The following is a 24277-nucleotide window of genomic DNA, read 5'->3' on the forward strand; positions in this document are numbered from 1 at the left end:
CGACCCCGACATGAGTGTTGCCTCGCCCTGCATCAATATCTGCCGCATGAACGGCGAAACCGGCCTGTGCGAAGGCTGCTTCCGGACGCTCGACGAGATCGCCGGCTGGAGCCGCCAGGGCGACGACGAGAAGTTGCGCATCCTGGCGTTGATCGCCCAGCGGCGGTCTGCGCGAGTGACCGCGACCGCCGCTGCGTCGTCGCTGTCTCCGACGGAGGAATCATGAGCGACTCCCTGTGCGTCGGTGTGTGCATGATCGACTGGGACTCCGGCGTCTGCCTCGGCTGCGGGCGCACCCCCGACGAGATCGACGGCGTGCCGGTTCCGCCGCCGGCCGAACCGGCACCAGCGGCCGCGCCGCTGCCGCAGAACGTCGCAGAGCAGGTCGGCGCAGGCACCGAATGAGCGCAGCAGCGCCTTTGCCCGACAGCCTGCGGGTGCTCGAGCGCGGCTGGCTGTCCGCGAACAACGTCGTGCTCTTCGATGGCGCCGAGGCGACGGTGATCGACAGCGGCTATGTAAGCCATGCCGATCAGACGGTCGCGCTGCTACGCGAGGTTCTGGACGGGCGACGGCTTGCCCATCTCGTGAACACCCATTCGCACTCCGACCACATCGGCGGCAACGCGCGGCTGCAGCGCACTTTCGGTTGCGAGATCAGCGTGCCAGCCGGGATGGTGCCGGCGGTGGCGGCGTGGGACGAGGATGCGCTGCTGCTGTCGACCGCCGCCCAGTCCGGCGAACGCTTCCACGCCGATCACGCGCTGCACCCTGGCGACACGCTCGGCATGGGCGGGCTGGAATGGCGGGCGATCGCCGCGCCGGGCCACGACATGGACGCGCTCGTCTTCCACAACCCGGACCGGCGCATCCTGATCTCTGGCGACGCGCTGTGGCGCGACGGGTTCGGCATCCTGTTCGCCGAGGTGCTCGGCACCGGGGACGGCATCGGCGCCGCGCGGCGCACGCTCGAAGCGATCTCGCGCCTCTCCGTCGACATCGTGATCCCCGGTCACGGTGCGCCCTTCGTCGAGGTGGACGACGCCCTGGCAAGGGCCTTCGGACGGCTGCGGGCCTTCGAGGAGGACGGCAGCCGGATGGCGCGCAACGCGATCCGCGCCTGCGTGACCTTCTCGCTCCTCGACACGCGCAGCATCGCGCTCGCCGATCTCGCGGAACATCTGCAGACTGTGCCGCTCTACCGCGAAGCCAATGCGCGCTTCCTCGGCCTCTCGCCGGATGCGCTGGCCGACTGGCTGGTCGCCGAGCTGACCCGGGCCGGTGTCGCGCGCCGAGACGGGGAGCGGCTCATCGCGGCGTGAAGGTGGCCGCGGGCTCATACTTTGGCGATAATCGGACTCCCACGTGGAGTGATTGGTCATGCAGGTCGTCCTGATTAGCGGACTGTCGGGGTCCGGCAAGAGTGTCGCGCTGAAGGTGCTCGAGGATGCGGGCTACTACGCCATCGACAACCTGCCGGGGAATCTGCTGCCCCAACTCGTCGAAGAGCTGCGCGGCACCGGTTACCGGCGCCTCGCGGTCGCCGTCGATGTGCGCTCGGGCGCGAGCATCGAGGCGCTTCCCGAGCAGGTCGACGCGCTGCGCAAGATGGGCCACGACCTGCGCGTGATCTTCCTCGATGCGCGCGACGACACGCTGATCGCGCGTTTCTCGGAAACGCGCCGCCGGCACCCGCTCGCCAGCGAGGACGTCTCGCTCGCCGAAGCGATCCAGAAGGAACGCGATACGCTCGCAGGCATCGCCGAACTCGGCCATCGCATCGATACCAGCGACCTGCAGGCGAACACGCTGCGCGGGTGGATCAAGGACTTCATGGGCATCGACGCGACCGAGGGCCTGACGCTGATGTTCCAGTCCTTTGGCTTCAAGTACGGCATCCCGCTGGACGCGGACCTCGTCTTCGACGTGCGTTGTCTGCCCAATCCGCACTACGACCCGGTGCTGAGGCCCTTCACGGGCAAGGACCAACCCGTCATCGAATTCCTTGAAGGCCAGCCCGAAGTGGCGCGGATGAGCGAGGACATCCGCCGCTTCGTCGCGGACTGGCTGCCGGCCTATGCGCGCGACAACCGCAGCTACCTGACGGTGGCGATCGGCTGTACCGGCGGGCAGCACCGTTCGGTGTACATTGCCGAATGGCTGGGGCGGCAGTTCGTCGATCGCGTGCGGGTACTCGTACGGCACCGCTCGGCGGCGCGCCGGCAGGTGGACGGGCCGAAGGGAATGCCCGATCAGTGAAAGCATCTCTTGCGGGCTGGCTCGAGCTGCTGCGTCCCGGGGATTACGTGATTCTCGTTGCCGCCCTCGCAGCCTGCGTGTTGTCGGCCGTCGTGCTGTGGCGCGGCGGGGCGCCGGACAAGGCCATTGTGCGTACCGGCGGCAAGGTCGTTGCGGAACTGGCGCTCACGCGCGCGCAGACCGTCGAAGTGCCGGGCCCGCTGGGCACCACCCGCATCGAGATACAGCCCGGCCGGGCGCGTGTGGCCTCCGATCCCGGTCCGCGCCAGTATTGCGTGCGCCAGGGATGGCTGACGCGTTCGGGCTCGGTCGCGATCTGCGCGCCCAATCAGGTCAGCCTCAGCCTCAGCGGCGGGGCCACGGACTATGACTCCCTCAACTATTGAGATCCAGCCGACCGACGACGACCGGCGCATCGCTCGGCTGGCGGCGGCGGCGATCGCGCTGTCCGTCGCCGAGGCCGCGATCCCCTTGCCGCTGCCCGGCGTCAAACCCGGCCTCGGCAACATCGTTATCCTGATCGTGCTGCTGCGCTGGGGGTGGCGCGACGCGGTGTGGGTCGGGCTGTTGCGCGTCTTCGCGAGCAGCCTGCTGCTCGGCCAGCTTTTCGCACCGGGCTTCTTCCTGAGTCTTTCGGGGTCGGTGGTCAGCCTCGCGGTATTGGGGCTCGCCAAGCACCTGCCGCGGCGCTGGTTCGGCCCCGTTTCGCTCAGCGTGTTTGCGGCCTTCGCGCACATCGGCGGGCAGCTCGTCCTCGCGCGGCTGTGGCTCGTGCCGCACAACGGCGTGTTCTACCTCGTGCCGGTCTTCGCCGCGGCGGCGACGTTGTTCGGGCTCATCAACGGACTGGTCGCGGCGAAGATGCTCGTCCGCCTCGGACCGCTCACATCCCCTGACGCTTGAACCAGTCGAGCATGCGCTGCCAGCCGTCGGTCGCCTCGGCCGGCCGGTAAGTCGGGCGGTAGTCGGCGTGGAAGGCGTGGCCGGCTTCAGGATAGACGACGATCGTGCACTCCTCGTCGGCCAGTGCGAGCCGGGCGCGCATCATCTCGATGTCCTCCGGCGGGATCTCCGCGTCCTTGCCGCCATATAGGCCGAGGACCGGCACCTTGAGGCGCTCGACCACATCCGCGGGCTGCAGCGGCGTCTCGCGCGTGCGGGGCGTGTCGAGCAGCCCATACCAGGCGACGGCCGCGGCAAGCTTGGCGTTGTGCGTCGCGTACAGCCACACGACGCGACCGCCCCAGTCGAAGCCGGTCGCCGCAATCCGCCTGGGATCGCCGCCGTTGTTCGTTGCCCATGCGACGCAAGCGTCGAGGTCGCTCATCACCTGCGCGTCCGGAATGCGGGAAACGGTAGTCGCGGACAGCGCCGGGCGATCGCCGATCGGCGCCATATTCCCCTGGCGGAAGAACAGCTCGGGTGCGACCGCCAGATAGCCGAGCTTGGCGAGCCGCCGGCATACGTCACGGAGATAGTCGCTCACGCCATAGATTTCCTCGACGACGAGGACGGTGGGCAGAGTTTTGGTGTCGGCGGGTTTCGCAAAAAAGATCGGCATGCTGCCGCCAATCACCGCGATCCTCGTCGAATCGGATTCGATGCCCACCTCGTCCGTGAGGATCGCGGTTTGCGCGCGCGTCGCTTGCGCCACAATCGCAACGCCGACTGCCCCGAGCGCCGCGACGAAATTGCGGCGATCCATGCGTATCGCGGCCAGCGCGCTCGCGCAGCGTGATGGTGAACGCATCTTCCGGTCCTCCTGAGAGCGTGCGCATGCCTTGATGACAGGCGCGCAGGCCCGAGCGTTCCGCGTGCTTGACTTTGCAGTCGCCCGGCATTACATGTGGATCTCTTCGACCGCCTTTGGATAACGATCATGAGCGATCTGCCGATCAGCCGCTTTCCCGTGCCGGAGCTGAAGGATCTGCCCGAAGACATCCGCGCCAAGATCCTCGCCGTGCAGCAAAAGGCCGGCTTCGTACCCAACGTGTTCCTGACGCTCGCGCACCGGCCGGACGAGTTCCGCGCCTTCTTCGCCTATCACGACGCCTTGATGGAAAAGGACCAGGGGCTCACGAAGGCCGAGCGCGAGATGATCGTCGTCGCGACCTCGGGCGCGAACAACTGCCTCTACTGCGTCGTCGCCCACGGCGCGATCCTGCGTATCCGCGCGAAGAACCCGCGCGTCGCCGACCAGGTCGCGACCAACTACCGCAAGGCCGAGATCACGCCGCGGCAGCGTGCGATGCTCGATTTCGCGATGAAGGTCGCGCTGGACTCCGGGGCCGTCGACGAGGCCGACTTCGCACCGCTGCGCGAGCAGGGCTTCAGCGACGACGACATCTGGGACATCGGCGCGATCGCCGGCTTCTTTGCGATGAGCAACCGCCTCGCGAACCTTTCCAGCATGCGGCCCAACGACGAGTTCTACCTGATGGGGCGCCTGCCGAAGGCGTGAGGCGCGGACCGCGCCGGATCAGCGCGCCCCGGGACTGACGAGGATGCGCCCGGCGCGCCGCCGCCGCCCGATCTCGCCCTGCACGCCCAGGCCGCCGTGGGCGTGGCAGATTGCGCAGGCGAGCGCGTCGGCCGCGTCCGGACTCGGGCTGCCGTCGAGCGAGAGCAGGCGCTGCACCATGTGCTGGACCTGGTCCTTGTTCGCCTTGCCGTAGCCCACGACGGCCTGCTTCACCTGCAGCGCGGTGTATTCATGCACCTCGAGGTCCCGTGACACGGCGCCGCAGATCACCGCGCCGCGCGCCTGCCCGAGCAGCAGCGTGGATTGCGGATTGACGTTCACGAACACCTTCTCGACCGCCACCTGGTCGGGCGTGTAGGTCGCGATCACTTCGCGCACGCCGTCGAGCAAGGTCTTCAGCCGTCCCGGCAGTTCGCCGTCGCGCGTGCGGATGCAGCCGCTGGCAACGTAGCGCAACTCGTTGCCGAGCTTGTCGATGAGGCCGAAGCCGGTGATGCGCAGGCCCGGGTCGAGGCCGAGGATGCGGGTGGAGACGATGCGGGAAGCGCTGGGACCATTCATCCGTGCATTTTACGGGCTACGGGCGCATCCTGCCCGGACATACCCCCCGTTTGACCGGTCCGGCTTGTCCGACGATACTTTTCCGTCATTCAAGAAAACGCTTCCAGGGCCATGACAAGGAGTTCGCCAATGATCCGACGTTCCATCCTTGCCGCTGCGATCGCTGCCTTCTGCAGCAGCGGCGCGCAAGCGGCCGACTTCAGCGCTACCTATTTCTTCGGCGACAGCCTCAGCGACGCCGGCAGCTTCTCCGCCTTCCTGCCGGCGGGGACCGGCCGTTTCACGACCAACCCCGGCCCGGTGTGGGCCGAGGATCTCGCCGCTGCACTCGGCACGCGCGCGGTTCCGGCGCTCGCCGGCGGCACCAACTTCGCGCAGGGCGGGGCGCGCGTGACTCTGCAGCCCGGCGTGCCGGACACCAACCTCCTGACGGCGAACGCGACGCCGATCGCGGATCAGATCGCTGCCTATCTCACCGTCGCCGGGCATGCCCGCAGCAATGCCCTCTATTCGGTGTGGGGCGGCGCAAACGATCTTTTCCGCGCCATCGACTCCACCACGCCCGAATCCGCCGATCCGGTGGGCTACCTGCTGACGACGGCCGGCCAGACCGTCGCCGCCGTCTCTGAACTGAAGGTAGCCGGCGCGCGCTACATCCTCGTACCGACGCTCCCCGACGTCGGCACGACGCCCTTCGGCAACTCGCTCGGCCCGGTGGGTGCAGCCGGCGTGACGCAGCTGTCTTCGCTCTACAACCAGGCCGTGTTCGGCGGCCTCGCCGCGGCTCGCGTCCAGGTCATTCCGCTCGACATCTTCTCGCTCCTGAACGAGGCGATCGCTTCCCCCGCACAGTTCGGATTCGTCAACGTCACCCTGCCGGCCTGCGGCGCGACGCAGGCGCTGCTGTGCACGCAGGCCGACCTGATTGCGCCGGGAGCCGACCAGACCTTTCTCTTCGCGGATGGCGTTCATCCGACGACGGGGGCGCACCGCATCATCGCGGACTACGCGCTCTCCGTGCTGCGCGCCCCGGGCGCGATATCGCAGCTCGCCGAATCGCCGGCGCACACGCGCGAGATGCTCATGACCACGATCGCAGACCAGGCGGCGCTCGGCCTGTGGTCCCGCACCCAGCCCGGCTTCGGCGCGTGGGCGAGCCTCGGCGCGAGCCACCTCAAGCAGGCCTCGAGCGATAGCGTACCGGGCGCCGACGGCAACCCGTACGACGTCACCGTCGGCATCGACACGCACCTGTCTGCCAACACCGTCGTCGGTGCTGCCTTCGGTGCAGGCTCGCTCGATGCCGACTTCTCGGGCGACGCCGGAAGCTATCGCCAAGACGAGCGGACGCTGGCGCTTTACGCCGGTTACCGCAGCGGACCCTTGCGCGCAACGGTCGTTGCTGCGGCCGGCGACATCGACTTCGACACCCGCCGGGCTGCCACCCTCGGGCCTGCCCGCCGCGTGATGAAGGGCGATACCTCCGGTACGAACCGATCGCTCGGTGCCGAGGCCTCGTACGACCTCTCCGAAGGCGTGGTCCGGCACGGGCCGCTACTCGGCGTGGATTGGCAGCAAGTGCGCGTCGAAGGCTTCCGCGAGCGCGGCAACGCGTCGACGACGATGGAGTTCGACTCGCAACAGCGCGACTCGCTGGTAGGGCGCATCGGTTACCAATTGCGCTACGAGCAGGGGCGTTGCCAGCCTTATGCCCGGATCGCGTTCAACCACGAATTCGCGGATCAGGACCGTGACGTGCGCGCCAATCTGGTGACCCTGCCGGACAACGGCTTCGCGCTGCCCGCCTTCGCCGCCGAGCGCAACTACGGGACCGCGACGGTCGGTGTCGCCGCGAAGCTCTCGCCGACGGTCAGCGCCAATGTCGCACTCACCGGACGTTTCGCCCCCGACGACGTCAGCTGGTACGGGCTGCAGGCTGGCATCCAGATCGGCTTCTGAGTTGTGGGCGGCGTGGGCGGCAGCGTGCCCCGCCGCCCACGCGCCTGCCCCGGATGGGCGCAAAGACCGCTCTGTTGGCGTGGTTAATCGGCTACACTTCTCTCGATGACGTCCGGATTGTCCCTCGGACTCCGGGCGCCGCAGCTGCAATCGCAAGGGGAGAAGAACCATGCAGAACAGAACATCCATCGGTATCGTCGCGGCCATGATGCTTGCCGCGGGTTTCATCGTGCAGGCGGACGCCTTCGCGCAGCAGACGTCGGCGCGCGTCGCGGCCACCGCCGAAGCGCGGCAGAAGGACGAGTTCACCCGTCTGCTCGACAGCACCAAGGTGCTGAACCAGGCGCTCAAGCGCGTCAGCGAACAGAAGAAGGTCGACAACGCGGCGTTGGTTCAGGCCAACGACAAGAAGATCCACGATGCCGAAAGCGCCGCCGCCGACGGGCGCATCGCCACCGCGCGGATCCTGGTCGACGACGCCTATCTGAATTGCAAGCTCGCGCTCGCCGATCTCGCCCAGAAGTCGCCGTCGGTCGCGCAGCCCGCTCCTGCGGCCGATGCGCCGAATCCGCGCGTGCAGAAGGAATACGCCGCGCGGATGGACTCCACGCGTGCGCTGCGTGACGCGCTCGAGCGCATCGCCAACGAAAAGAACGACGATCCCGGCAAGCAGGAGGTCGCCCTCATCGACAAGCTGATGCGCGATGCGGATGCCCAGGTCGCGCAGAACAACGCCAAGCGCGGCCGCGCGATCCTCGACCACGCCTACCTGCGTGCGAAGGTGCAGATCGAGCGCCTGCGCGGCGGCGAGACCCTGGTGCGCGAGCTCAAGTTCGACACCAAGGAAGACGAATACCGCTACGAACTCGACCGCAACGACACCTACGGCATGCTGATGAAGCTGCTGGTGCAGCCGGGCGGGGCGAAGGAAGCGGAACTGAAGGCCCATGTCGAGCGCGCGGCGCGCCTGCGCAAGGATGCCGAAGGGATCGCGGCGAAGAAGGGGTTTGAAGATGCCGTGAAGACGATGGAGGAATCCTCCGGCGAGTACCAGCGCGCCCTGCGCACCGCCGGCGTGATGATTCCCGGCTGATCGGTAGGGGGCGAGGCCCCCGTGAACGGAAATCGGCCCGCGAGCGCAAAAATCGCGGGCCGATCTTTTTTGATCCGGTCAGGCCGGGTCAGCCCTGCTGCAGTTCGCGGTCAGGCGCGGGCTCCGGCTATGGCGGGCACGCCCATGTGGGCTTCCTGCTCGTCGAGCACGGCTTCCGGCTCGTCCGCCTCTTCCACCGTCTCGTTGTTGAGGTGGCGTTGCAGCGCGACCGTGTCGAGGTCATTGCACCACTTCGCCACGACGATCGTCGCGACGCTGTTGCCGATCAGGTTGGTCAGCGCACGGGCTTCCGACATGAAGCGGTCGATGCCGAGGATCAGCGCGAGGCCGGCCACCGGCACGCCGCCCACCGCCGACAGCGTCGCGGCCAGCACGATGAAGCCGCTGCCGGTGACGCCGGCCGCGCCCTTCGAGGTCAGCAGCAGCACCGCGAGCAGCGTGATTTGCTGGGTGATGTCGAGCGGGGTGTTGGTCGCCTGGGCGATGAACACCGCCGCCATCGTCAGGTAGATCGAGGTGCCGTCGAGGTTGAACGAGTAGCCGGTCGGAACCACGAGGCCGACGGTCGACTTCTTGCAACCCAGGTTTTCCATCTTCGCCATCAGGCGCGGCAGGGCCGATTCCGACGACGAGGTGCCGAGCACGATCAGCAGCTCTTCCTTGATGTAGGCGATCAGCTTGACGACCGAGAAGCCGTGCACGCGAGCGATCGCGCCCAGCACGCCGAAGATGAAGATCAGGCAGGTCGCATAGAAGGTGCCCATCAGCATGCCGAGTTGCGCGAGCGTGCCGACACCGTGCTTGCCGATCGTGAAGGCCATCGCGCCGAATGCGCCGATCGGGGCGACCTTCATGATGTAGCCGACGATGCCGAACAACACGTGCGAGAACTTCTCGATGAAGTCGAACACCAGCGTGCCGCGGCCGCCGAACTTGTGCAGCGCGAAGCCGAACAGCACCGAGAACAGCAGCACCTGCAGGATCTCGCCCTTCGCGAAGGCATCGACGATCGTGCTCGGGATGACCGCCATCAGGAAGTCGACCGTCGACTGCATCTTCGACGGATCCGTGTAGGCCGCGATCGCCTTGGTGTCGAGCGTCGTCGGGTCGATGTTCATGCCCGCGCCCGGTTTGACGACGTTCACGATGATCAGGCCGATGATCAGCGCGATCGTGCTGACGATCTCGAAGTACAGCAGCGCCAGGCCGCCGGTCTTGCCCACCTTCTTCATGTCCTCCATGCCGGCGATGCCGACGACGACGGTGCAGAAGATGATCGGGGCGATGATCATCTTGATCAGCTTGATGAAGCCATCACCCAGCGGCTTCATCGCCGCGCCGGTCTGCGGGTAGAAATGCCCGAGCAGGACGCCGATGACGATCGCGACGATGACCTGGAAGTACAGCGAACGGTAGAACGGTTTCTTTCCCATAATCCCTCTCCTTTGGATTTTTTCACGCGGGAGCGATTATTCCGGCGAGGAGGGAGGCTTGGGCAGTGTGAACTTCCGCATTGTGGATACCACGTATTAATCAGGGTTATACGTGGCGGGGCGTCGTCAGGGCCGTGTTGCTACGGCCCGAGACCAGGAAAGCGAACGGGCCGCGTCAACGACGGATGCGCAAGCGAGTGTCGCCGCAGGAAGCCTTGATGGGGCGCATCGTCAGACCTTGCGCGCGAGCCACACCCCGGCCACGGCAACGACCATGCCGGCGAGTGCGACCCCGCTCAGCGTCTCGCCGAACAGCATCCAGGCCATCAGCGCAGTCGTCGGCGGCGTGAGGTAGAAGAGGCTCGCGACGTTGACGGCGCTACCGTTGCGGATCAGCACGTTGAGCAGGCTGATCGCACCGAGCGAGAGCACCAGCACCAGCCACAGCAGCGCGAACACGAACTGCCCGCTCCACACGATATGCATCGTCTCGCTGCGGCTCGCGAGGAAGCCGGTCACGGTCAGGCTCGGCACGAACTGGATGACCGCGCCGGTGCGCAGATCGAAACTCGGGCAGAAGCGCTTCTGATACAGCGTGCCGCCGGTGATGCCGGCGAGCGCCGCCAGCGCGGGCGCGAGCATCCAGCCGAGTTCCGCCAGGCCGCTGCCGACCGAGACCTTGTTGCTGACGACCAGCGTCACGCCGACGAAGCCGAGCGCGAGCCCTGCCCACTGCCGCGGCGTGACGCGCTCGCCGAGTAGCCACCCGGCGCCGAGCGCGGTGAGCAGCGGTTGCATGCCGACCACGAGTGCCGTGACGCCGGCGGGCAGGCCGCGATGGATCGCCATGAACACGCCGCCGAGATAGGTCGCCTGCAGCAGCAGGCCGGCGACCCCGATGTGCCCGACCTGACGCAAGTCCTTCGGCCACGGCGCGCGCATCAGCAGTGCCAGTGCGCCCATCAGCGCGATCACCAGCACGTAGCGTGTCGCGAGAAAGGTCAGCGGTTCCGCGTAGGGCAGGCCGAATTTGGCGCCGATGAAGCCGGTGCTCCAAAGCAGCACGAAGAGCAGCGGAGTGAGTGCGGCCAGGCGTGGGGGCAGCGTGGGCATGAGTGGCGATGTCGCGCCGCGTGACGGCGAGGAGGGATGAAGCCCGACATCATAGCGGCACAATGGGGCGGAACAAGGCCGGGTCTTGCCATCGGAAGTTGCGAATTATGCCGAATGGAATTGCCCATGAAGCCGACAAGGATTACACTTCACTTGATTGCCAATCCCGCAATCGCAGTCCTTGTTTCCAGTACCTGTCGGCAGGTCGCGTTTATGCCGGCTCCAGAGATTTTCCAAAGTGTTTTCACCGCTTCCCGCTGGGAAGGGAGGAGACGAGCGTGGAAGCATTCAAGGCGGACGTGGCGATTGTCGGTGCCGGCGGCGCGGGGCTGAGGGCGGCGATCGCGGTCGCCGAGGCCGATCCGAGTCTCAGGATCGCGCTGATCTCCAAGGTCTATCCGATGCGCAGCCATACCGTCGCGGCCGAAGGCGGCTCGGCGGGTGTCGTGCAGGCCCACGACAGCCTCGAAGACCATTTTCACGACACCGTGGCCGGCGGCGACTGGCTGTGCGAGCAGGACGTGGTCGACGACTTCGTCTCGCGCTGCACCGAGGAGATGGTGCAGCTGGAGCACTGGGGCTGCCCGTGGAGCCGCAAGGAAGACGGCCACATCAACGTGCGCGCTTTCGGCGGCATGAAGATCGAGCGCACGTGGTTCGCCGCCGACAAGACCGGCTTCCACATGCTCCACACGCTGTTCCAGACCTCGATCAAGTATCCGTCGATCCGCCGCTTCGACGAGTATTTCTGCGTCGATCTCATCGTCGAGGACGGCCGCGCGCAGGGCGTCGTCGCGGTGCAGATCGCGTCGCGCGAGTTCACGCTGATCGAGGCGGGCGCGGTGATCATCGCCACCGGGGGCGCCGGCCGCGTCTTCCGCGAGAACACCAACGGCGGCATCGTCACCGGCGACGGCATGTCGCTCGCCTACCGGCATGGCGTGCCGCTGCGCGACATGGAGTTCGTCCAGTACCACCCGACCTGCATGCCGGGCACGGGCCTGCTGTTCACCGAAGCCTGCCGCGGCGAGGGCGGCTTTCTGCTCAACAAGGACGGCTACCGCTACCTGCAGGATTACGGGCTCGGGCCCGCGGAGCCGACGCCGCGCAACAAGGCGATGGAGCTCGGCCCGCGCGATCGCCTGAGCCAGGCGTTCTGGTACGAGCAGCAGAAGGGGCGCACGATCGACAGCCCGCAGGGCCCGGTTGTGCATCTGGACCTGCGTCACCTCGGCGAGGCGAAGCTGCGCGAGCGCCTGCCGCAGATCTACGAGCTCGCCGAGGAGTTCCTCGGCGTCGACCCCGCGCTGACGCCAATCCCGGTGCGCCCTGCCGTGCATTACACGATGGGCGGAATCCTCGTGGACGGGCGCTGCGCGTCGCCGCTGCCCGGGCTCTTCGCGGCCGGCGAATGCTCGAGCGTCGGCATCCACGGGGCCAACCGGCTCGGCTCGAATTCGCTCGCGGAACTGTGCGTGTTCGGCAAGACGGCCGGCATCGAGGCAGCTGCGTTCGCGCGCAACGTGCCACCGGCAGATTCCGCCCGGCTGCTGAAGCAGGCCGAATCCATCGAGCAGCGGACACTCGCGCTCGTGACGCATCCGTCGGGCAGCGAACGCATCGCCACCTTGCGCAAGGAGATGGCCGAGTCGATGGAAAACGGCTGCGGCATCTATCGCGACGCTGCCACGATGCGGGCCACCTGCGACAAGCTCGCGGAGCTGAAGCACCGCTTCCATAAGGTCCGTGTCGAAGACCAGTCGCGCGTCTGGAACACCGAATGGCTGCTGGCCGTCGAACTCGGGTACCAGCTCGATGTTGCGCAGGCGATGGCGCATTCGGCGCTGAACCGCCGCGAATCGCGCGGCGCCCACCAGCGCCTCGATGGCTACACCGCGCGCGACGACGTGAACTTCCTCAAGCATTCGCAGGCCCATTACGCGGGCGACGATGCGCCGCGCATCGACTATGGCGACGTGAAGATCACGCGCTCGCCCCCCGGCACGCGCGCGTATGGAGCGGCGGGCGAGAAGGCCGAACAGGAAAGGGAGGCTCATCGTGCGTGACGCTCCGGTGCCCGAGAAGCGGATCGAAATCGAAGTCCTGCGCTATCGACCCGAGCAGGACGTCGAGCCTGTGCCGCAGGTCTACACGGTGCCTTTCACCGACGACATGTCGGTGCTGCAGGGTCTGCAGTACATCAAGGATTACCTGGACGGCTCGCTGAGCTTCCGCTGGTCCTGCCGGATGGCGATCTGCGGCAGCTGCGGCATGATGATCGACGGCGTACCGCGGCTGTCGTGCAAGACCTTCCTGCGCGATTTCCATCCGCGCCGCGTGCGCGTGGAGGCCCTGGCCCACTTCCCGATCGAGCGCGATCTGGTCGTCGTGATCGACGATTTCATCCAGAAGCTGGAGCAGATCAAGCCCTACATCGTGCCGAAGACGCCGCGCACGCTGGCCGAAGGCGAGTACCTGCAGACGCCGGCCGAGCGCGACGTCTACGAGCAGTTCAGCTCCTGCATCAACTGCCTGCTATGTTACGCCGCCTGCCCGCAATACGGCCTCAACCCCGAGTTTGTCGGGCCGGGCATCATGGCGCTGCTGCACCGTTACAACGTCGACTCGCGCGACGGCGGCGCTGCCGAGCGGATGAAGATCGCGGGCTCCGAGGCCGGTGCCTTCAACTGCACCGCGGTCGGATACTGCTCGGAGGTCTGCCCCAAGCACGTCGATCCGGCCAATGCCGTCAATCAGAACAAGACCCTCGCCGCGAAGGACTACTTCCTGCGCTGGGGGAAGCCCAAGGGAGGCGAGCGATGAGCGTGCCCGATCCCCGTCGTCCTTATATGCGCCCGATGACCGGCTGGTGGCGCCGCAACCCCTTCTTCGTCGAGTACATGATCCACGAGGGCACGGCGCTCTTCGTCGCCGCCTACGCGATCGTGCTGCTTGTCGGCCTGCTGCGGCTCGCACAAGGCGAGGCGGCGTGGAACGGCTGGCTCGACGCCCTGAGAAGCCCTCTGTCGGTCGCGTTCCACGTCGTGCTGCTTGCCGCGATCGGCTACCACGCCTGGACCTGGTTCCGGATCATGCCCAAGACGATGCCCCCCCTCGTGATCGGCGGGCACCGCCTGCGGCCGGGTGAGATTACCGCCGCGGGCATCGGCGCCGCGATCCTCGCGAGCATCGCGCTGCTCCTCGCGGCATGGGGGCTCGTGCGATGAAGGCGATCGAAAAACGCTCGAATGCGCCGATCTTCTGGGCGCTCTTCGGTGCCGGCGGCATGCTCGCGGCCCTGCTCGGGCCCGCGCTGGTATTCCTCACGGGGATCGCCGTTCCGCTCGGGCTGATCTTCCCGCCGGACGCGCTGAGCTGGCCCCACGCGCTCGCGTTCGCCCGGAACTGGGCCGGAAAGGCTTTCCTGTTCGCGGTCGTCGCGCTCTTCCTGTGGCACGCCGCGCATCGCATCTTTCACAGCCTGCACGACCTCGGGGTCCATGCAGGCATCGCCGCCAAGCTCGTCTGCTACGGCTTCGCGGCGGCCGGTTCGCTGCTCGCGGCCGGTGCATTGCTGTCGCTCGGTTTCTGATTGGGGCGGCCTCGCGGGGCCGCGGGCGTACCGGAGCCGCGCGGATGCTCTCCCGCTAGGGATGGCGTCGCCGGCACTTGTGGCATGACAACGAGCAGAAGGGGAATCATCATGAAAAAGACAGCACTGGTCGTGGCGCTGGCGGCTCTCGGCATCGGCGCGACGCAGGCGGCCGATCCCGCCAAGATCAACTGGGCGAAGGTCCCGGCGGTGACCGTCACGCTCTTCTATCCGGGGCAGTCCTCGTACGAATGGCTGCGCAGCGACGCGCACAAGGGAGCGTCGAAGGAAGTGAAGCGCGGCGATTCCTGTACCTCTTGCCACGACGAGGAGGACGCCGAGAAGGACCTGGGCGAGAAGCTCGTGAAGGGCGGGCCGCTCGAGCCGCGGCCGGTGAAAGGCAAGTCCGGCTTCAAGGAACTGAAAGTTCAGGCGGCCTACGACAGCAAGAATGCCTACCTCCGCTTCCAGTGGAAGACGGACAACGCCTTCCCCGGTTCCGAGCACCAGTACCTGCGTTTCGACGGCCACGAGTGGAAGGTGTTCGGTTTTCCCAAGCTCGACAAGCCGGTCCAGGACGGCTCCGAGATGGGCATCTACGAGGACCGCATGTCGGTCATGATCGACGACGGCAAGGTGCCGGGCTTCGCGCAGCAAGGCTGCTGGCTCACCTGCCACGACGGCGAGCGCGACATGCCGAAGCAATTCACGAAGGACGAGGCGGCCGCGAACCCGCTGCTGCAGGCGATCAAGAAGAACGACGTGCGCAAGTACCTGCCCGAAACGCGCAGCGATCCGTCGGACTGGAAGACCGGCAAGAGTGTCGCGGAAGTCGAGAAGATCAAGGCCGCGGGCGGCTTCCTCGACCTGATCCAGTGGCGTGCGCACCGCAGCAATCCCGTCGGGATGGCCGACGACGGCTACGTGCTGGAGTTCCGGTTGAGCGACGGCGGCAAGGACATGTTCAGCGGCAATGCCGATCCGAAGACTCACCAGCCGAAGTACATGTGGGACGCGGCCAAGGTGGGCTACAAATCGATCACCGTCGACAAGCTGCACCAGGCCGACCACTTCCTGATCCGCGAGAAGAATGCCGTGCCCTTCGATCCGAACGCCGGATGGAAGGAAGGCGACATGGTGCCGGACTACGTCGTCAGCCGCGCCGACGCGTCGGGTTCAGCGGCGGACAACAATGCGATCGCAAGCTGGAAGGACGGGGTTTGGACCGTCGTCATGGTCCGCCCGCTTGCGCTGACGAACGCGGACGACAAGGCCTTGAAGCCGGGGGGCGTCTATAACGTCGGCTTCGCGATTCACGACGACAACATCACGACGCGGGGCCATCACGTGTCCTTCGTGAGGACGCTCGGCCTCGGTGCGAAGGGCAAGGCCGATATCAAGGCGGTGAAGCTCCCGTAAGGGCGAGAGGCACGGTCCCGGTGAGCGCCGGGGCCGTGCCGGTGCGGCAGGGTGAAGCCTTACTCGTCCATCACGGCCGAGCTGTAGACATCCTGCACGTCGTCGAGCGATTCGAGCGCGTCGAGCAGCTTCTGCATGCGCACCGAGTCCTCACCCGAGAGTTCGGTCTCGTTGAGCGGCTTCATCGTGACTTCGCCGAATTCGGCCTTGAAGCCGGCCTTCTCGAGCGCTTCCTTGACGGTCGTGAACTCGTAGGGCGCGGTCAGCACTTCAATCGAGCCGTCGTCATTCGTCACGACGTCTTCGGCGCCGGCTTCGAGCGCGGCTTCCATCAGTGCGTCCTCGTTCGTGCCGGGCGCGAACAGCATCTGGCCGCAGTGCTTGAACTGGAACGCGACGCAGCCGTCGGTACCCATGTTGCCGCCGAACTTCGAGAAGGCGTGGCGGACGTCGGCGACGGTGCGGGTCTTGTTGTCGGTGAGGCAGTCGACCATCACCGCGGCGCCGGCAATGCCGTAGCCTTCGTAGCGCACTTCCTCGTAGCTCACGCCGTCGAGCTCACCGGTGCCGCGCTTGATCGCGCGGTCGATGTTCTCGCCGGGCATGTTCTCGGCCTTGGCCTTGTCGACCGCGAGGCGCAGGCGCGGGTTGAAGTTCGGGTCACCCCCGCCCATGCGCGCGGCGACGGTGATTTCCTTGATCAGCTTGGTGAAGACCTTGCCCCGCTTGGCGTCCTGGCGCCCCTTGCGGTGCTGGATGTTGGCCCATTTGGAATGACCAGCCATAGATTCCTCGATGCTGCCGGTTGGCGGTTTGAAAAGTGGCAGAGATTATACAGGGCGCGGCCACTCCTCGTCCGCTGCCGCGAAGCGGCCCGCTCTGGTAGATTGTTGTCATTTTTCCGGGCGCGCTGCGGGCCTCGGCCATGCGTCGCCATCTATTCTCCGCGGAGGAGTCCGTCGATGAAGTTCCGCATCCTGCTGGCGCTACTGTCGGCTGTATTGTTGATGTCGTCCGCGCACGCCGACGTGCAGACTACCTACGAGGGCTGCACCGATGCCGCCGGCCGCCTCGTGCCGGCCATCTCCGATCCGACGATCGACAAGGTCGTCGAGTCGCGCAGCGACGCGAGCGGTGCCGACATCCGCTACAACCCGGATGTGCTGCCGCGCTTACTTCCGGAAACACGACTCTTCCTGTTCGCGCACGAATGCGCGCGGCACAATCTCGGCTACGCGGCCGGTGCCGCGCTCGACGTCCTGGAGGCGGCGCGTGCCGATTGTGTGGCGGTTGAGGCGCTGCTGCGTTCGCAACTCCTCGTGCCCGAGCAGATCGAGACCGTGCAGCGCGATCTGCGGTTGACCCCGACCGAGTGGGCGTTCGTCCCCGGCCCGGCGCGTCGCGTTGCGCTGAGCGCCTGCGTCGCCGGGAACGCACGTCGTCATGCGTTGACCCAGCCGTCGGCGAACCAGCCGAACTGGAACGCCTGCGTCCGCGGCTGCGGCGACCGCCGACGCGCCTGTCAGTCGCATAGCGCCGGCTGCGACGACGCCTACGAGCGTTGCGTGAGCCTGTGCGACTTCCGCTCGGCGCCGTGAGGCGGCCGTCGGCCGCTGATAAACTCGTCCTGCTCCTAACCCGCTGAAGGCATTTCTCATGGTCGAACCCCTGCTCATCGCGAAGAACGCCGCCAAGGAAATCCACCTGTTGCCGCGGCTCGCGAACCGCCACGGACTGATCACCGGCGCGACCGGCACCGGCAAGACGGTGACCTTGCAGAAGATGGCGGAATCGTTTTCCGCGATCGGCGTGCCCGTCTTCATGGCCGACGTGAAGGGCGACCTGTCGGGCATCGGCGCGGCCGGTGTCGCGTCCGAGAAGCTGCTGCAGCGGCTCGCGGCGATCGGCATCGAGGACTTCACGCCGCGCGCGAACCCCGTGGTCTTCTGGGACGTGTTCGGTGTCGGCGGTCATCCGGTGCGCGCGACGATCTCGGACATGGGGCCCTTGTTGCTCGCGCGCCTGCTGAATCTGAATGAAACGCAGTCCGGCGTGCTGCAGCTCGTGTTCAAGGTCGCCGACGACAACGGCCTGCTGCTCCTGGATCTGAAGGACTTGCGGGCGATGGTCCAGCATGTCGGCGATAACGCGAAGACCTTCACAACCGAATACGGCAACGTGTCGGCCGCATCAATCGGCGCGATCCAGCGCGGGCTCCTCACGCTGGAACAGGAGGGCGGCGAGCAGTTCTTCGGCGAGCCGATGCTCGATCTCGCCGACCTGATGCAGACCGACGCGGACGGCCGCGGCGTCGTCAACGTCCTCGCCGCCGAGAAGCTCTACCAGTCACCCAAGCTTTACTCGACCTTCCTGCTGTGGATGCTGTCGGAACTCTTCGAGCAGTTGCCCGAAGTCGGCGACGTCGACAAGCCCAAGCTCGTGTTCTTCTTCGACGAGGCGCATCTGCTCTTCAACGACGCCCCGCAGGCCCTCGTCGACAAGGTCGAACAGGTCGTGCGCCTGATCCGCTCGAAGGGTGTCGGCGTCTATTTCGTGACGCAGAATCCGCTCGACGTGCCGGACACGGTGCTCGGGCAGCTTGGCAACCGCGTCCAGCACGCGCTGCGCGCCTTCACGCCGCGCGACCAGAAGGCAGTGAAGACGGCAGCCGAGACGATGCGGCCGAATCCGGCCTTCGACGCTGCGGCGGCGATCACCGAGCTCGGCGTCGGCGAGGCCCTGATTTCCTTCCTCGACGACAAGGGCCGCCCGGAGATGGTCGAACGCGCCGTCGTCATCGCGCCGGCCTCCCGCCTCGGGCCGCTGACCGCAGAAGAGCGCAATGCGGCGATCCGCGGCTCGGTGCTCTACGGCCACTACGAGCAGCAGCTCGACCGCGAGTCGGCCTATGAGAAGCTGCGCGGCAAGGCGGCCACTGCGCCCGGTCCTGCGGCCGGAGCGCCGGCAGGTGGTGGGTCGGCCGGTGGTGGGTCGGGCGGGGAGGGCGGTGGTGTGCTGGGCGGCATGAGCGACATCCTGTTCGGCTCCACCGGGCCGCGCGGCGGACGGCGCGAGGGCCTCGTCGAGGTCGCCGCAAAGACCGTCGTGCGCACCATCGGCAGCTCCATCGGGCGCGAGATCATGCGCGGCGTGCTCGGTTCGCTGCTTGGCGGCAGTGGCAGTCGGCGACGCTGAAGCAACCTCCGGTGCCGCCATCCACGGAAGGGCGCGGCACCGGTCCCCCTTTTCTGACGGGAAATCAATGAGCCCAATCCCCATCGCCCGATCGGGCAACGGGACAGGATTGCTGTTCGCGGTGCTCGGCGCCGTCGGCTTTTCCTTCAAGGCGATCCTCGTCAAGCTCGCCTACCAATACCGCGTCGATGCCGAAACGCTGCTCGCGCTGCGCATGGGGCTGTCGCTGCCTTTCTTCGTCGTGATGGGCGTCGTCGCCGACCGCCGCGCGCGACATCGGCTTGAGGGGCGCGACTGGCTGTGGATGGGCGGGCTCGGCTTCTGCGGCTACTACCTCGCGAGTTATCTCGACTTCCTCGGCCTGCGCTATATCACCGCGGCGCTCGAACGCCTGATCCTCTTCCTGTACCCGACCCTCGTGATCGTGCTGTCGGCGCTCTTCCTCGGCAAGCCGATCGGCCGGCGGGCGATGATGGCGCTCGGCCTGTGCTACCTCGGCATCGGTCTCGCGGTCGGGCACGACCTGCATATCGCGGGCGAGGCGGCGGACGTGCTGCTCGGTTTCGCGCTCGTGTTCGGCAGTGCGCTGTCTTATGCGCTCTACCTGATGGGCAACGGCGAGGTCGTCGGTCGCCTGGGTTCGATGCGCGTGACGGCCTTTGCGACGATGATCGCCTGCGTGCTGTGCATCGGCCAGTTCGTGATCCTGCGTCCGCTCTCGGCGCTCGACCTGCCGTGGCAGGTTTATGCATTGGGGCTCGCGATGGCGCTCTTCTCGACGGTCGCGCCGGTGTGGCTCGTGTCGGAGGCGATCAGCCGCCTCGGCGCCGGCCCGGTGTCGCTGACCGGCACGTTGGGGCCGGTGATCACGATCTTCCTCGGCTGGCTGCTGCTCGACGAGACGATCGGCGGCGGGCAGGTCGCCGGCGCGGCGCTGGTGATCGTCGGCGTGCTGGTGATGGCGCGGCGCAAATGAAGCGGAAGCGGCCGGCCCGGGCACTCAGCGCGCATTGAGCCTGTCCAAGTCGGCATGACACAACGGGAGTCACGCCATGACGCCACAGTCCGTTGAATCCCTGATGGCCGAGATCGATGCCGAAGACCAGCCTGATTTCGGCGGGCTCGGCATCGGTGAAGTGGAAGCGCGCCGCCTGATGGCGAACCACTTCTGCGAGATCGACAGCCGCCTCGCCGAGCACGGGCTCAGCGCCGAGGCGCGGCTCGAGGTCATGGCGGCGATCGCCGCGCACACGATGGTCGAGAACATGCTGCTCTACGTGGAGCGGCTGCGCAGCGCCCCGGCCCAAGCGGACTTCCGCGACTGGATGCAGCGGCACGGACTCGCCTAGCGCCACCGACCGTCGATGGCGCTCATTGCCACGTCCAGGCGTGCTCGAACGCGATCGCCGTTCCCCACGCGATCAGCGCGACCCCGAGCGGCTCGCCCAGCAGACGCCCGCGCGGATGGTTCTTCTCGATCGCCATGATCGTGCCAAGCGCGAGCATCCAGCCGATGTTGCCCGTGCCGACCGCGAACATCAGCAGCATCAGCGCCCAGCAGCAGCCGACGCAGAAGAGGCCGTGATGCGCGCCGATCGCGAACGACTGGCCGCCCGCGCCTCCGCCGCGCCAGTGCTGGAAGATGAAGCCGACCGGGGCCCGGCAGCGGTCGAGGCAGCGGTATTTCAGCTCGGAGAACTGGAACAGCCCGGCCAGCAGCAGCGGCGCCGCGCCGAAGACCCAGGGATTGGTCTGCAGCCAGGCGATGTGCTCGAAGAGTTCATGCAGGCCGAAGTCGAAGAGGTGGGCGGCGACGCCGAAGACCAACCAGACGCCGAGGTAGCCGGCAATGACCAGCGCCACCAGCCGGCGGCGGTCGTCGCGCTGCGCAGTCATGCGCTCGAAGGCCTGGATCAGCGGCACGGCCGTCGGCAGCATCATCGCGCAGGTCATCAGCAGCCAGCCGGCGATATAGAGCGCCCCCTGCTCGAGCACCACTTCGAGTTCGTTTCCCTCGACGAATCCCGCCAACTCCCCGTGATGCAGGTAGCGGGCGTAGGGCGAACGTTCCCATGCCCACAACGCAAACCACGCCAGCGCGATCAGGAGACCGACGCTGAGCGTGGTGGCGTTGCGATGAAGGCTGCGTGGCATGGGCACCTTGCAGGGGCCGGAACCGTGCCGTCGCTTCTGCCCGGCGGAGAGGCCGGTACGCGCGGGAGAGAGCGGCGGCACGCCGGCGGACTCAGCCTTCGAAGACGAAGTTGCCCTGGACCGAGTTGTAGCCGCTGAGGTCCACGTCTATGCCGAGACCTTCGGACTTGGCCCAGTACTTCGGTGCGCGGCCGATGTAGGCGGGCGAGCCGGGAATGGTCGAGAAGACCGTGTCGCTCATCACCGTCGGCCGTCCGTCCGGACCGCGAGCGCTCTCGAGCACCGCCTCGACCTTGTTGCCCAGGCGCAGGTGGCCGGAGCCCTGTTCGACGTCGAACTGGATGGGGACGCGCTCGACCCCGATCACCTCGCCGACCAGTTTTGCAAGGTCGGCGATCGGGCCTCCCAGCTTGCCGGTGAATACCGACAGCAATGCCTCTTCTTGGGCCGGGCTCGCCCGCTCGTCGACGAAGGCGAGTGCGCGCCAGTTCCCACTGAAGACGTTGCCGGGGATGTGCGCGAGCATGCCGAACGTCAGGCCCGACACATCCGTGCCGCCGACCGCGCCTTTGTCAATATGCCAGGCGAGCGTGCCTTCGCAGGTTCCGCCGTCAGGGTCGTCGCCGATCCAGCACGGGCATATCGCCTTGCAGGTGCACACCTCGAGCAGTTTCCCTTCGATCCGGTAAGCCATGTCTGTCCTCCTTGTGTCGTGGTGCGGAACAAGGGGCGGAGGGGGGCTCGGTCTCAATGTTCATGCATTGCCGGCCGTGCTTCGGCGCCGCTCCTGCAGGTAAGCGGATTGCGTCTCACTTGTATTTATAGTCCCGATTGGCTGGCATTCAATGACAGGTGGGCCGGGCGACCCACAGGCTTTCGGGTCTTGCGGGCTATGCTTAAAGTTGTATGAAATGTGCCGATAATAGAACTCGGACAGCAATGAATGTGTTGGCGTCCGGCGAATGGTCGGCTGGCGCCGGATACCCCGAACGGAGAATCGCGATGGGATGGTTTGGAGGTGGGGCGGAGCTTGCCGCTCTGAAACAGGAACTGGCGGCCAGCAACGACGCGCTCGCCCGTGAGCGGGAACGCGCCGCCGCGCTCGAGACTCGGCTCGCCGCGCAGCAGGCCGGGGCGGAAGAGGCGACGCGGCGTGCCTCAATACTGGAGGCGCTGTTCGCGAATTTGCGCACCTACGGCGACACGCTGGTATCGGTGCAGGGGACTTTCGGGCGGCTCGCCGACGGGCTCAGCGGACAGCAGGAATCGGCGCAGCGCTCGACCGACTCGGCGAGCCGGAGTGCCGAGGCGATCGAGGCGATCTCGACAAGCCTGGATCGTCTCGCGGACGAGACGCGCAGCACCGTCGATTCGGTGCATCGCCTCAATGAGCGGGCCGGGCAGATCGACGGCATCGTGCGCCTGATCCGCGAAATCGCCGACCAGACCAACCTGCTCGCGCTCAATGCCGCGATCGAGGCGGCGCGCGCAGGCGAGCAGGGGCGGGGCTTCGCGGTCGTCGCCGACGAGGTGCGCAAGCTCGCCGAACGCACCGCCACCGCGACGAACGAAATCTCCGGCCTCGTCGGCGCGATCCAGGGCGAGACCGGGCAGGCGAAGGACGTGATCCAGTCGCTCGCCGGCAAGGCCTCGGATGCGGCGACGCAGGGGCGGGATGCGCGGACCAGCATGACGGAATTGTGTTCGCTCGCCCGCGGGCTTGCCGACATCATGCAGGATGCGTCGGTGCGCAGCTTCGTCGAGCTCGCGAAGATGGACCACTTGATCTACAAGATGGAGGTCTACAAGACTGCCTCCGGCCATTCGGAGAAGCGCCCGGACGAATTTTCGAGCCACCACAAGTGCCGGCTTGGCAAGTGGTATTACGAAGGCGGCGGCAAGCGCTTTGCGGGGCTGCCGGCGTACCGGCGCCTCGAAGCGCCGCATGCGCGCGTGCATGAGAGCGGCCGGCGCGCGCTGGAACGCCTACAGTCGGGTCAGAGCGATTCCGGTTTGCAGGACATCGCCGCGATGGAAGCGGCGAGCATCGAGGTGCTGAACTGTCTGCAGGGCATCGCGGACGGCGCGAGGTCGGTGTAAGGGTAGCGGGCGGGGCGGGATCGGATCCCGCCCTGCCCGCTTGCGGTGGTCAGCAGCCGAGCTTCAGCCGCTCGCAGATCGCGGTCGTGAGACCGGCCTGGTTCATGCTGTAGAAGTGCAGGCCGGGTGCGCCGGCCGCGATCAGGCGCTCGCAGAGTTCCGTCACGACGTCGAGGCCGAAGGCGCGGATCGACTCCGCGTCGTCGCCGAAGGCTTCGAACTTCTTGCGCATCCAGCGCGGCAGTTCGGCGCCGCACGCATCCGAGAAGCGTGCGAGCTTGGAGAAGCTCACGATCGGCATGATGCCGGGCACGATCGGCAGCTCGACGCCCATCGCGCGCACCGACTCGACGAAATGCGCGTAGGCGTCGAAGTTGTAGAAGTACTGCGTGATCGCGGAGTTCGCCCCGGCGTCGGCCTTGCGCTTGAAGGCGAGGAGGTCGTCCTTCGGGCTCTTTGCCTGCGGGTGCCATTCCGGGTAGGCCGCCACTTCGAGGTGGAAGCGGTCGCCGGTCTCATTGCGGATGAATTCCACCAGCTCGTTGGCGTAGCGGAATTCGCCCGGATCGCCGACGCCCGAGGGTAGGTCGCCGCGCAGCGCGACGATGCGGCGGATGCCGGCCGCGGCGTACTCGGCGAGGATCTCGCGGATGCTCGCGCGGGTCGAGCCGATGCACGACAGGTGCGGCGCGGCTTCGAAGCCGTCGGCGGCGATTTCCCTGACCGTCGCGAAGGTGCGTTCGCGCGTCGAGCCGCCGGCCCCGTAGGTCACCGAGAAGAAGCTCGGCTTCAACGTGGCGAGCTTGCGGCAGGTGTCGCGCAGCTTCTGCGCACCTTCCGGCGTCTGGGGCGGGAAGAATTCGATCGAAAGTTCGGGTTTGGCCATGGTGTGTCCC

Annotated in this window: 27 protein-coding genes and 1 pseudogene; 20 read left to right on the top strand and 8 right to left on the bottom strand. The window is 67.0% G+C overall.

Annotated features, from left to right (window positions below):
- Nucleotides 1-10: 10 nt before the first annotated feature.
- The 6 genes from AZKH_RS02555 to AZKH_RS02580 are packed head-to-tail and all read left to right on the top strand — an operon-like array spanning nucleotide 11 to nucleotide 3162.
- The gene (locus AZKH_RS02555; protein ID WP_015434170.1) at nucleotides 11-226 is read left to right on the top strand and encodes a DUF1289 domain-containing protein; all 216 of its coding nucleotides are present in this window, start codon (nucleotides 11-13) and stop codon (nucleotides 224-226) included.
- Nucleotides 223-405 (top strand): DUF1289 domain-containing protein, encoded by a 183-nt coding sequence (locus AZKH_RS02560; RefSeq protein WP_015434171.1) that lies wholly within the window; start codon nucleotides 223-225, stop codon nucleotides 403-405. Before AZKH_RS02555 ends, AZKH_RS02560 begins: the two co-directional genes overlap by 4 nt.
- Nucleotides 402-1322, top strand: coding sequence for an MBL fold metallo-hydrolase (locus tag AZKH_RS02565; RefSeq protein ID WP_041655831.1), 921 nt, complete (start codon nucleotides 402-404; stop codon nucleotides 1320-1322). Before AZKH_RS02560 ends, AZKH_RS02565 begins: the two co-directional genes overlap by 4 nt.
- 58 nt (nucleotides 1323-1380) lie before the next feature.
- Nucleotides 1381-2259 carry an RNase adapter RapZ gene (gene rapZ, locus AZKH_RS02570; protein ID WP_015434173.1) on the top strand — a complete coding sequence of 293 codons (879 nt, stop codon included), beginning with the start codon at nucleotides 1381-1383 and terminating at the stop codon, nucleotides 2257-2259.
- The gene (locus tag AZKH_RS02575) at nucleotides 2256-2645 is read left to right on the top strand and encodes a NusG domain II-containing protein (RefSeq protein WP_015434174.1); all 390 of its coding nucleotides are present in this window, start codon (nucleotides 2256-2258) and stop codon (nucleotides 2643-2645) included. The genes rapZ and AZKH_RS02575 overlap by 4 nt, the downstream gene beginning before the upstream one ends.
- Nucleotides 2626-3162: a Gx transporter family protein gene (locus tag AZKH_RS02580; RefSeq protein WP_015434175.1), complete on the top strand. Its 537-nt coding sequence runs from the start codon at nucleotides 2626-2628 to the stop codon at nucleotides 3160-3162. The genes AZKH_RS02575 and AZKH_RS02580 overlap by 20 nt, the downstream gene beginning before the upstream one ends.
- Here the strand turns inward: AZKH_RS02580 and AZKH_RS02585 are convergent.
- The gene (locus tag AZKH_RS02585) at nucleotides 3143-4009 is read right to left on the bottom strand and encodes a dienelactone hydrolase family protein (protein WP_041655833.1); all 867 of its coding nucleotides are present in this window, start codon (nucleotides 4007-4009) and stop codon (nucleotides 3143-3145) included. The two genes, AZKH_RS02580 and AZKH_RS02585, sit on opposite strands and share 20 nt — an antisense overlap.
- Nucleotides 4010-4138: 129 nt before the next feature.
- Between AZKH_RS02585 and AZKH_RS02590 the strand changes: the two genes are divergently transcribed.
- Nucleotides 4139-4720 (top strand): peroxidase-related enzyme, encoded by a 582-nt coding sequence (locus AZKH_RS02590; RefSeq protein ID WP_041656725.1) that lies wholly within the window; start codon nucleotides 4139-4141, stop codon nucleotides 4718-4720.
- Nucleotides 4721-4738: 18 nt separating this feature from the next.
- On the opposite strand, the gene ruvC is transcribed toward AZKH_RS02590, so the two are convergent.
- Nucleotides 4739-5302, bottom strand: a complete 564-nt coding sequence (gene ruvC / locus AZKH_RS02595; RefSeq protein WP_015434178.1) for a crossover junction endodeoxyribonuclease RuvC — start codon at nucleotides 5300-5302, stop codon at nucleotides 4739-4741.
- 129 nt (nucleotides 5303-5431) lie between these two features.
- On the opposite strand from ruvC, the gene AZKH_RS02600 reads away from it, so the two are divergent.
- Together AZKH_RS02600 and AZKH_RS02605 are read left to right on the top strand one after the other, a co-directional pair.
- Nucleotides 5432-7261, top strand: a complete 1830-nt coding sequence (locus tag AZKH_RS02600; RefSeq protein ID WP_015434179.1) for an autotransporter domain-containing esterase — start codon at nucleotides 5432-5434, stop codon at nucleotides 7259-7261.
- 169 nt (nucleotides 7262-7430) lie between these two features.
- Nucleotides 7431-8354 carry a hypothetical protein gene (locus AZKH_RS02605; protein WP_015434180.1) on the top strand — a complete coding sequence of 308 codons (924 nt, stop codon included), beginning with the start codon at nucleotides 7431-7433 and terminating at the stop codon, nucleotides 8352-8354.
- Between the two features lie 110 nt (nucleotides 8355-8464).
- Here AZKH_RS02605 and AZKH_RS02610 read toward each other — a convergent pair whose 3' ends face one another.
- Nucleotides 8465-9808 carry a dicarboxylate/amino acid:cation symporter gene (locus AZKH_RS02610; protein ID WP_015434181.1) on the bottom strand — a complete coding sequence of 448 codons (1344 nt, stop codon included), beginning with the start codon at nucleotides 9806-9808 and terminating at the stop codon, nucleotides 8465-8467.
- A 231-nt stretch (nucleotides 9809-10039) separates the two neighbouring features.
- Nucleotides 10040-10921, bottom strand: coding sequence for a DMT family transporter (locus AZKH_RS02615; RefSeq protein WP_015434182.1), 882 nt, complete (start codon nucleotides 10919-10921; stop codon nucleotides 10040-10042).
- A 278-nt stretch (nucleotides 10922-11199) separates the two neighbouring features.
- Here AZKH_RS02615 and frdA point away from each other — a divergent pair, with 278 nt between their 5' ends.
- The 5 genes from frdA (at nucleotide 11200) to AZKH_RS02640 (ending at nucleotide 15932) form a co-directional block, all read left to right on the top strand.
- Complete coding sequence (frdA, locus tag AZKH_RS02620) at nucleotides 11200-12987, top strand: fumarate reductase (quinol) flavoprotein subunit (protein WP_015434183.1); 1788 nt, start codon at nucleotides 11200-11202, stop codon at nucleotides 12985-12987.
- A complete protein-coding gene (locus AZKH_RS02625) occupies nucleotides 12980-13744 on the top strand; it encodes a succinate dehydrogenase/fumarate reductase iron-sulfur subunit (RefSeq protein ID WP_015434184.1) in 765 nt (254 codons plus the stop codon). Before frdA ends, AZKH_RS02625 begins: the two co-directional genes overlap by 8 nt.
- Entirely contained in the window at nucleotides 13741-14148 is a 408-nt protein-coding gene (locus AZKH_RS02630) for a fumarate reductase subunit C (RefSeq protein ID WP_015434185.1), read from the top strand. The genes AZKH_RS02625 and AZKH_RS02630 overlap by 4 nt, the downstream gene beginning before the upstream one ends.
- Nucleotides 14145-14513, top strand: a complete 369-nt coding sequence (gene frdD, locus AZKH_RS02635) for a fumarate reductase subunit FrdD (protein ID WP_015434186.1) — start codon at nucleotides 14145-14147, stop codon at nucleotides 14511-14513. Before AZKH_RS02630 ends, frdD begins: the two co-directional genes overlap by 4 nt.
- Before the next feature lie 111 nt (nucleotides 14514-14624).
- Entirely contained in the window at nucleotides 14625-15932 is a 1308-nt protein-coding gene (locus AZKH_RS02640) for an ethylbenzene dehydrogenase-related protein (protein WP_015434187.1), read from the top strand.
- A 59-nt stretch (nucleotides 15933-15991) separates the two neighbouring features.
- Here the strand turns inward: AZKH_RS02640 and AZKH_RS02645 are convergent, their stop codons facing one another.
- Complete coding sequence (locus AZKH_RS02645; RefSeq protein ID WP_015434188.1) at nucleotides 15992-16717, bottom strand: YebC/PmpR family DNA-binding transcriptional regulator; 726 nt, start codon at nucleotides 16715-16717, stop codon at nucleotides 15992-15994.
- Between the two features lie 177 nt (nucleotides 16718-16894).
- Between AZKH_RS02645 and AZKH_RS02650 the strand changes: the two genes are divergently transcribed.
- The 4 genes from AZKH_RS02650 to AZKH_RS02665 all read left to right on the top strand — a co-directional run bounded on the left by AZKH_RS02650 (nucleotide 16895) and on the right by AZKH_RS02665 (nucleotide 20476).
- Nucleotides 16895-17530: a hypothetical protein gene (locus tag AZKH_RS02650; protein WP_015434189.1), complete on the top strand. Its 636-nt coding sequence runs from the start codon at nucleotides 16895-16897 to the stop codon at nucleotides 17528-17530.
- A 58-nt stretch (nucleotides 17531-17588) separates the two neighbouring features.
- Complete coding sequence (locus AZKH_RS02655; protein ID WP_015434190.1) at nucleotides 17589-19127, top strand: helicase HerA-like domain-containing protein; 1539 nt, start codon at nucleotides 17589-17591, stop codon at nucleotides 19125-19127.
- A 67-nt stretch (nucleotides 19128-19194) separates the two neighbouring features.
- Nucleotides 19195-20103, top strand: a complete 909-nt coding sequence (locus AZKH_RS02660) for a DMT family transporter (RefSeq protein ID WP_015434191.1) — start codon at nucleotides 19195-19197, stop codon at nucleotides 20101-20103.
- A gap of 76 nt (nucleotides 20104-20179) precedes the next feature.
- Nucleotides 20180-20476 carry a hypothetical protein gene (locus tag AZKH_RS02665; RefSeq protein WP_015434192.1) on the top strand — a complete coding sequence of 99 codons (297 nt, stop codon included), beginning with the start codon at nucleotides 20180-20182 and terminating at the stop codon, nucleotides 20474-20476.
- A gap of 22 nt (nucleotides 20477-20498) precedes the next feature.
- On the opposite strand, the gene AZKH_RS02670 is transcribed toward AZKH_RS02665, so the two are convergent.
- Together AZKH_RS02670 and AZKH_RS02675 are read right to left on the bottom strand one after the other, a co-directional pair.
- Nucleotides 20499-21281: a DUF2182 domain-containing protein gene (locus AZKH_RS02670; protein ID WP_041655834.1), complete on the bottom strand. Its 783-nt coding sequence runs from the start codon at nucleotides 21279-21281 to the stop codon at nucleotides 20499-20501.
- A 91-nt stretch (nucleotides 21282-21372) separates the two neighbouring features.
- Nucleotides 21373-21975 carry a DUF1326 domain-containing protein gene (locus AZKH_RS02675; RefSeq protein ID WP_015434194.1) on the bottom strand — a complete coding sequence of 201 codons (603 nt, stop codon included), beginning with the start codon at nucleotides 21973-21975 and terminating at the stop codon, nucleotides 21373-21375.
- A 695-nt stretch (nucleotides 21976-22670) separates the two neighbouring features.
- Between AZKH_RS02675 and AZKH_RS27945 the strand changes: the two are divergent.
- Nucleotides 22671-22970 (top strand): annotated as a pseudogene (locus tag AZKH_RS27945) (methyl-accepting chemotaxis protein); the annotation flags it as partial.
- A gap of 84 nt (nucleotides 22971-23054) precedes the next feature.
- Entirely contained in the window at nucleotides 23055-23381 is a 327-nt protein-coding gene (locus AZKH_RS27950; RefSeq protein ID WP_255345697.1) for a CZB domain-containing protein, read from the top strand.
- Between the two features lie 49 nt (nucleotides 23382-23430).
- On the opposite strand, the gene metF is transcribed toward AZKH_RS27950, so the two are convergent.
- Entirely contained in the window at nucleotides 23431-24267 is an 837-nt protein-coding gene (gene metF / locus AZKH_RS02685) for a methylenetetrahydrofolate reductase [NAD(P)H] (RefSeq protein ID WP_015434196.1), read from the bottom strand.
- Between the last annotated feature and the right edge of the window lie 10 nt (nucleotides 24268-24277).

It is taken from the genome of Azoarcus sp. KH32C (genome assembly GCF_000349945.1).
Classification (GTDB): Bacteria; Pseudomonadota; Gammaproteobacteria; order Burkholderiales; family Rhodocyclaceae; genus Aromatoleum.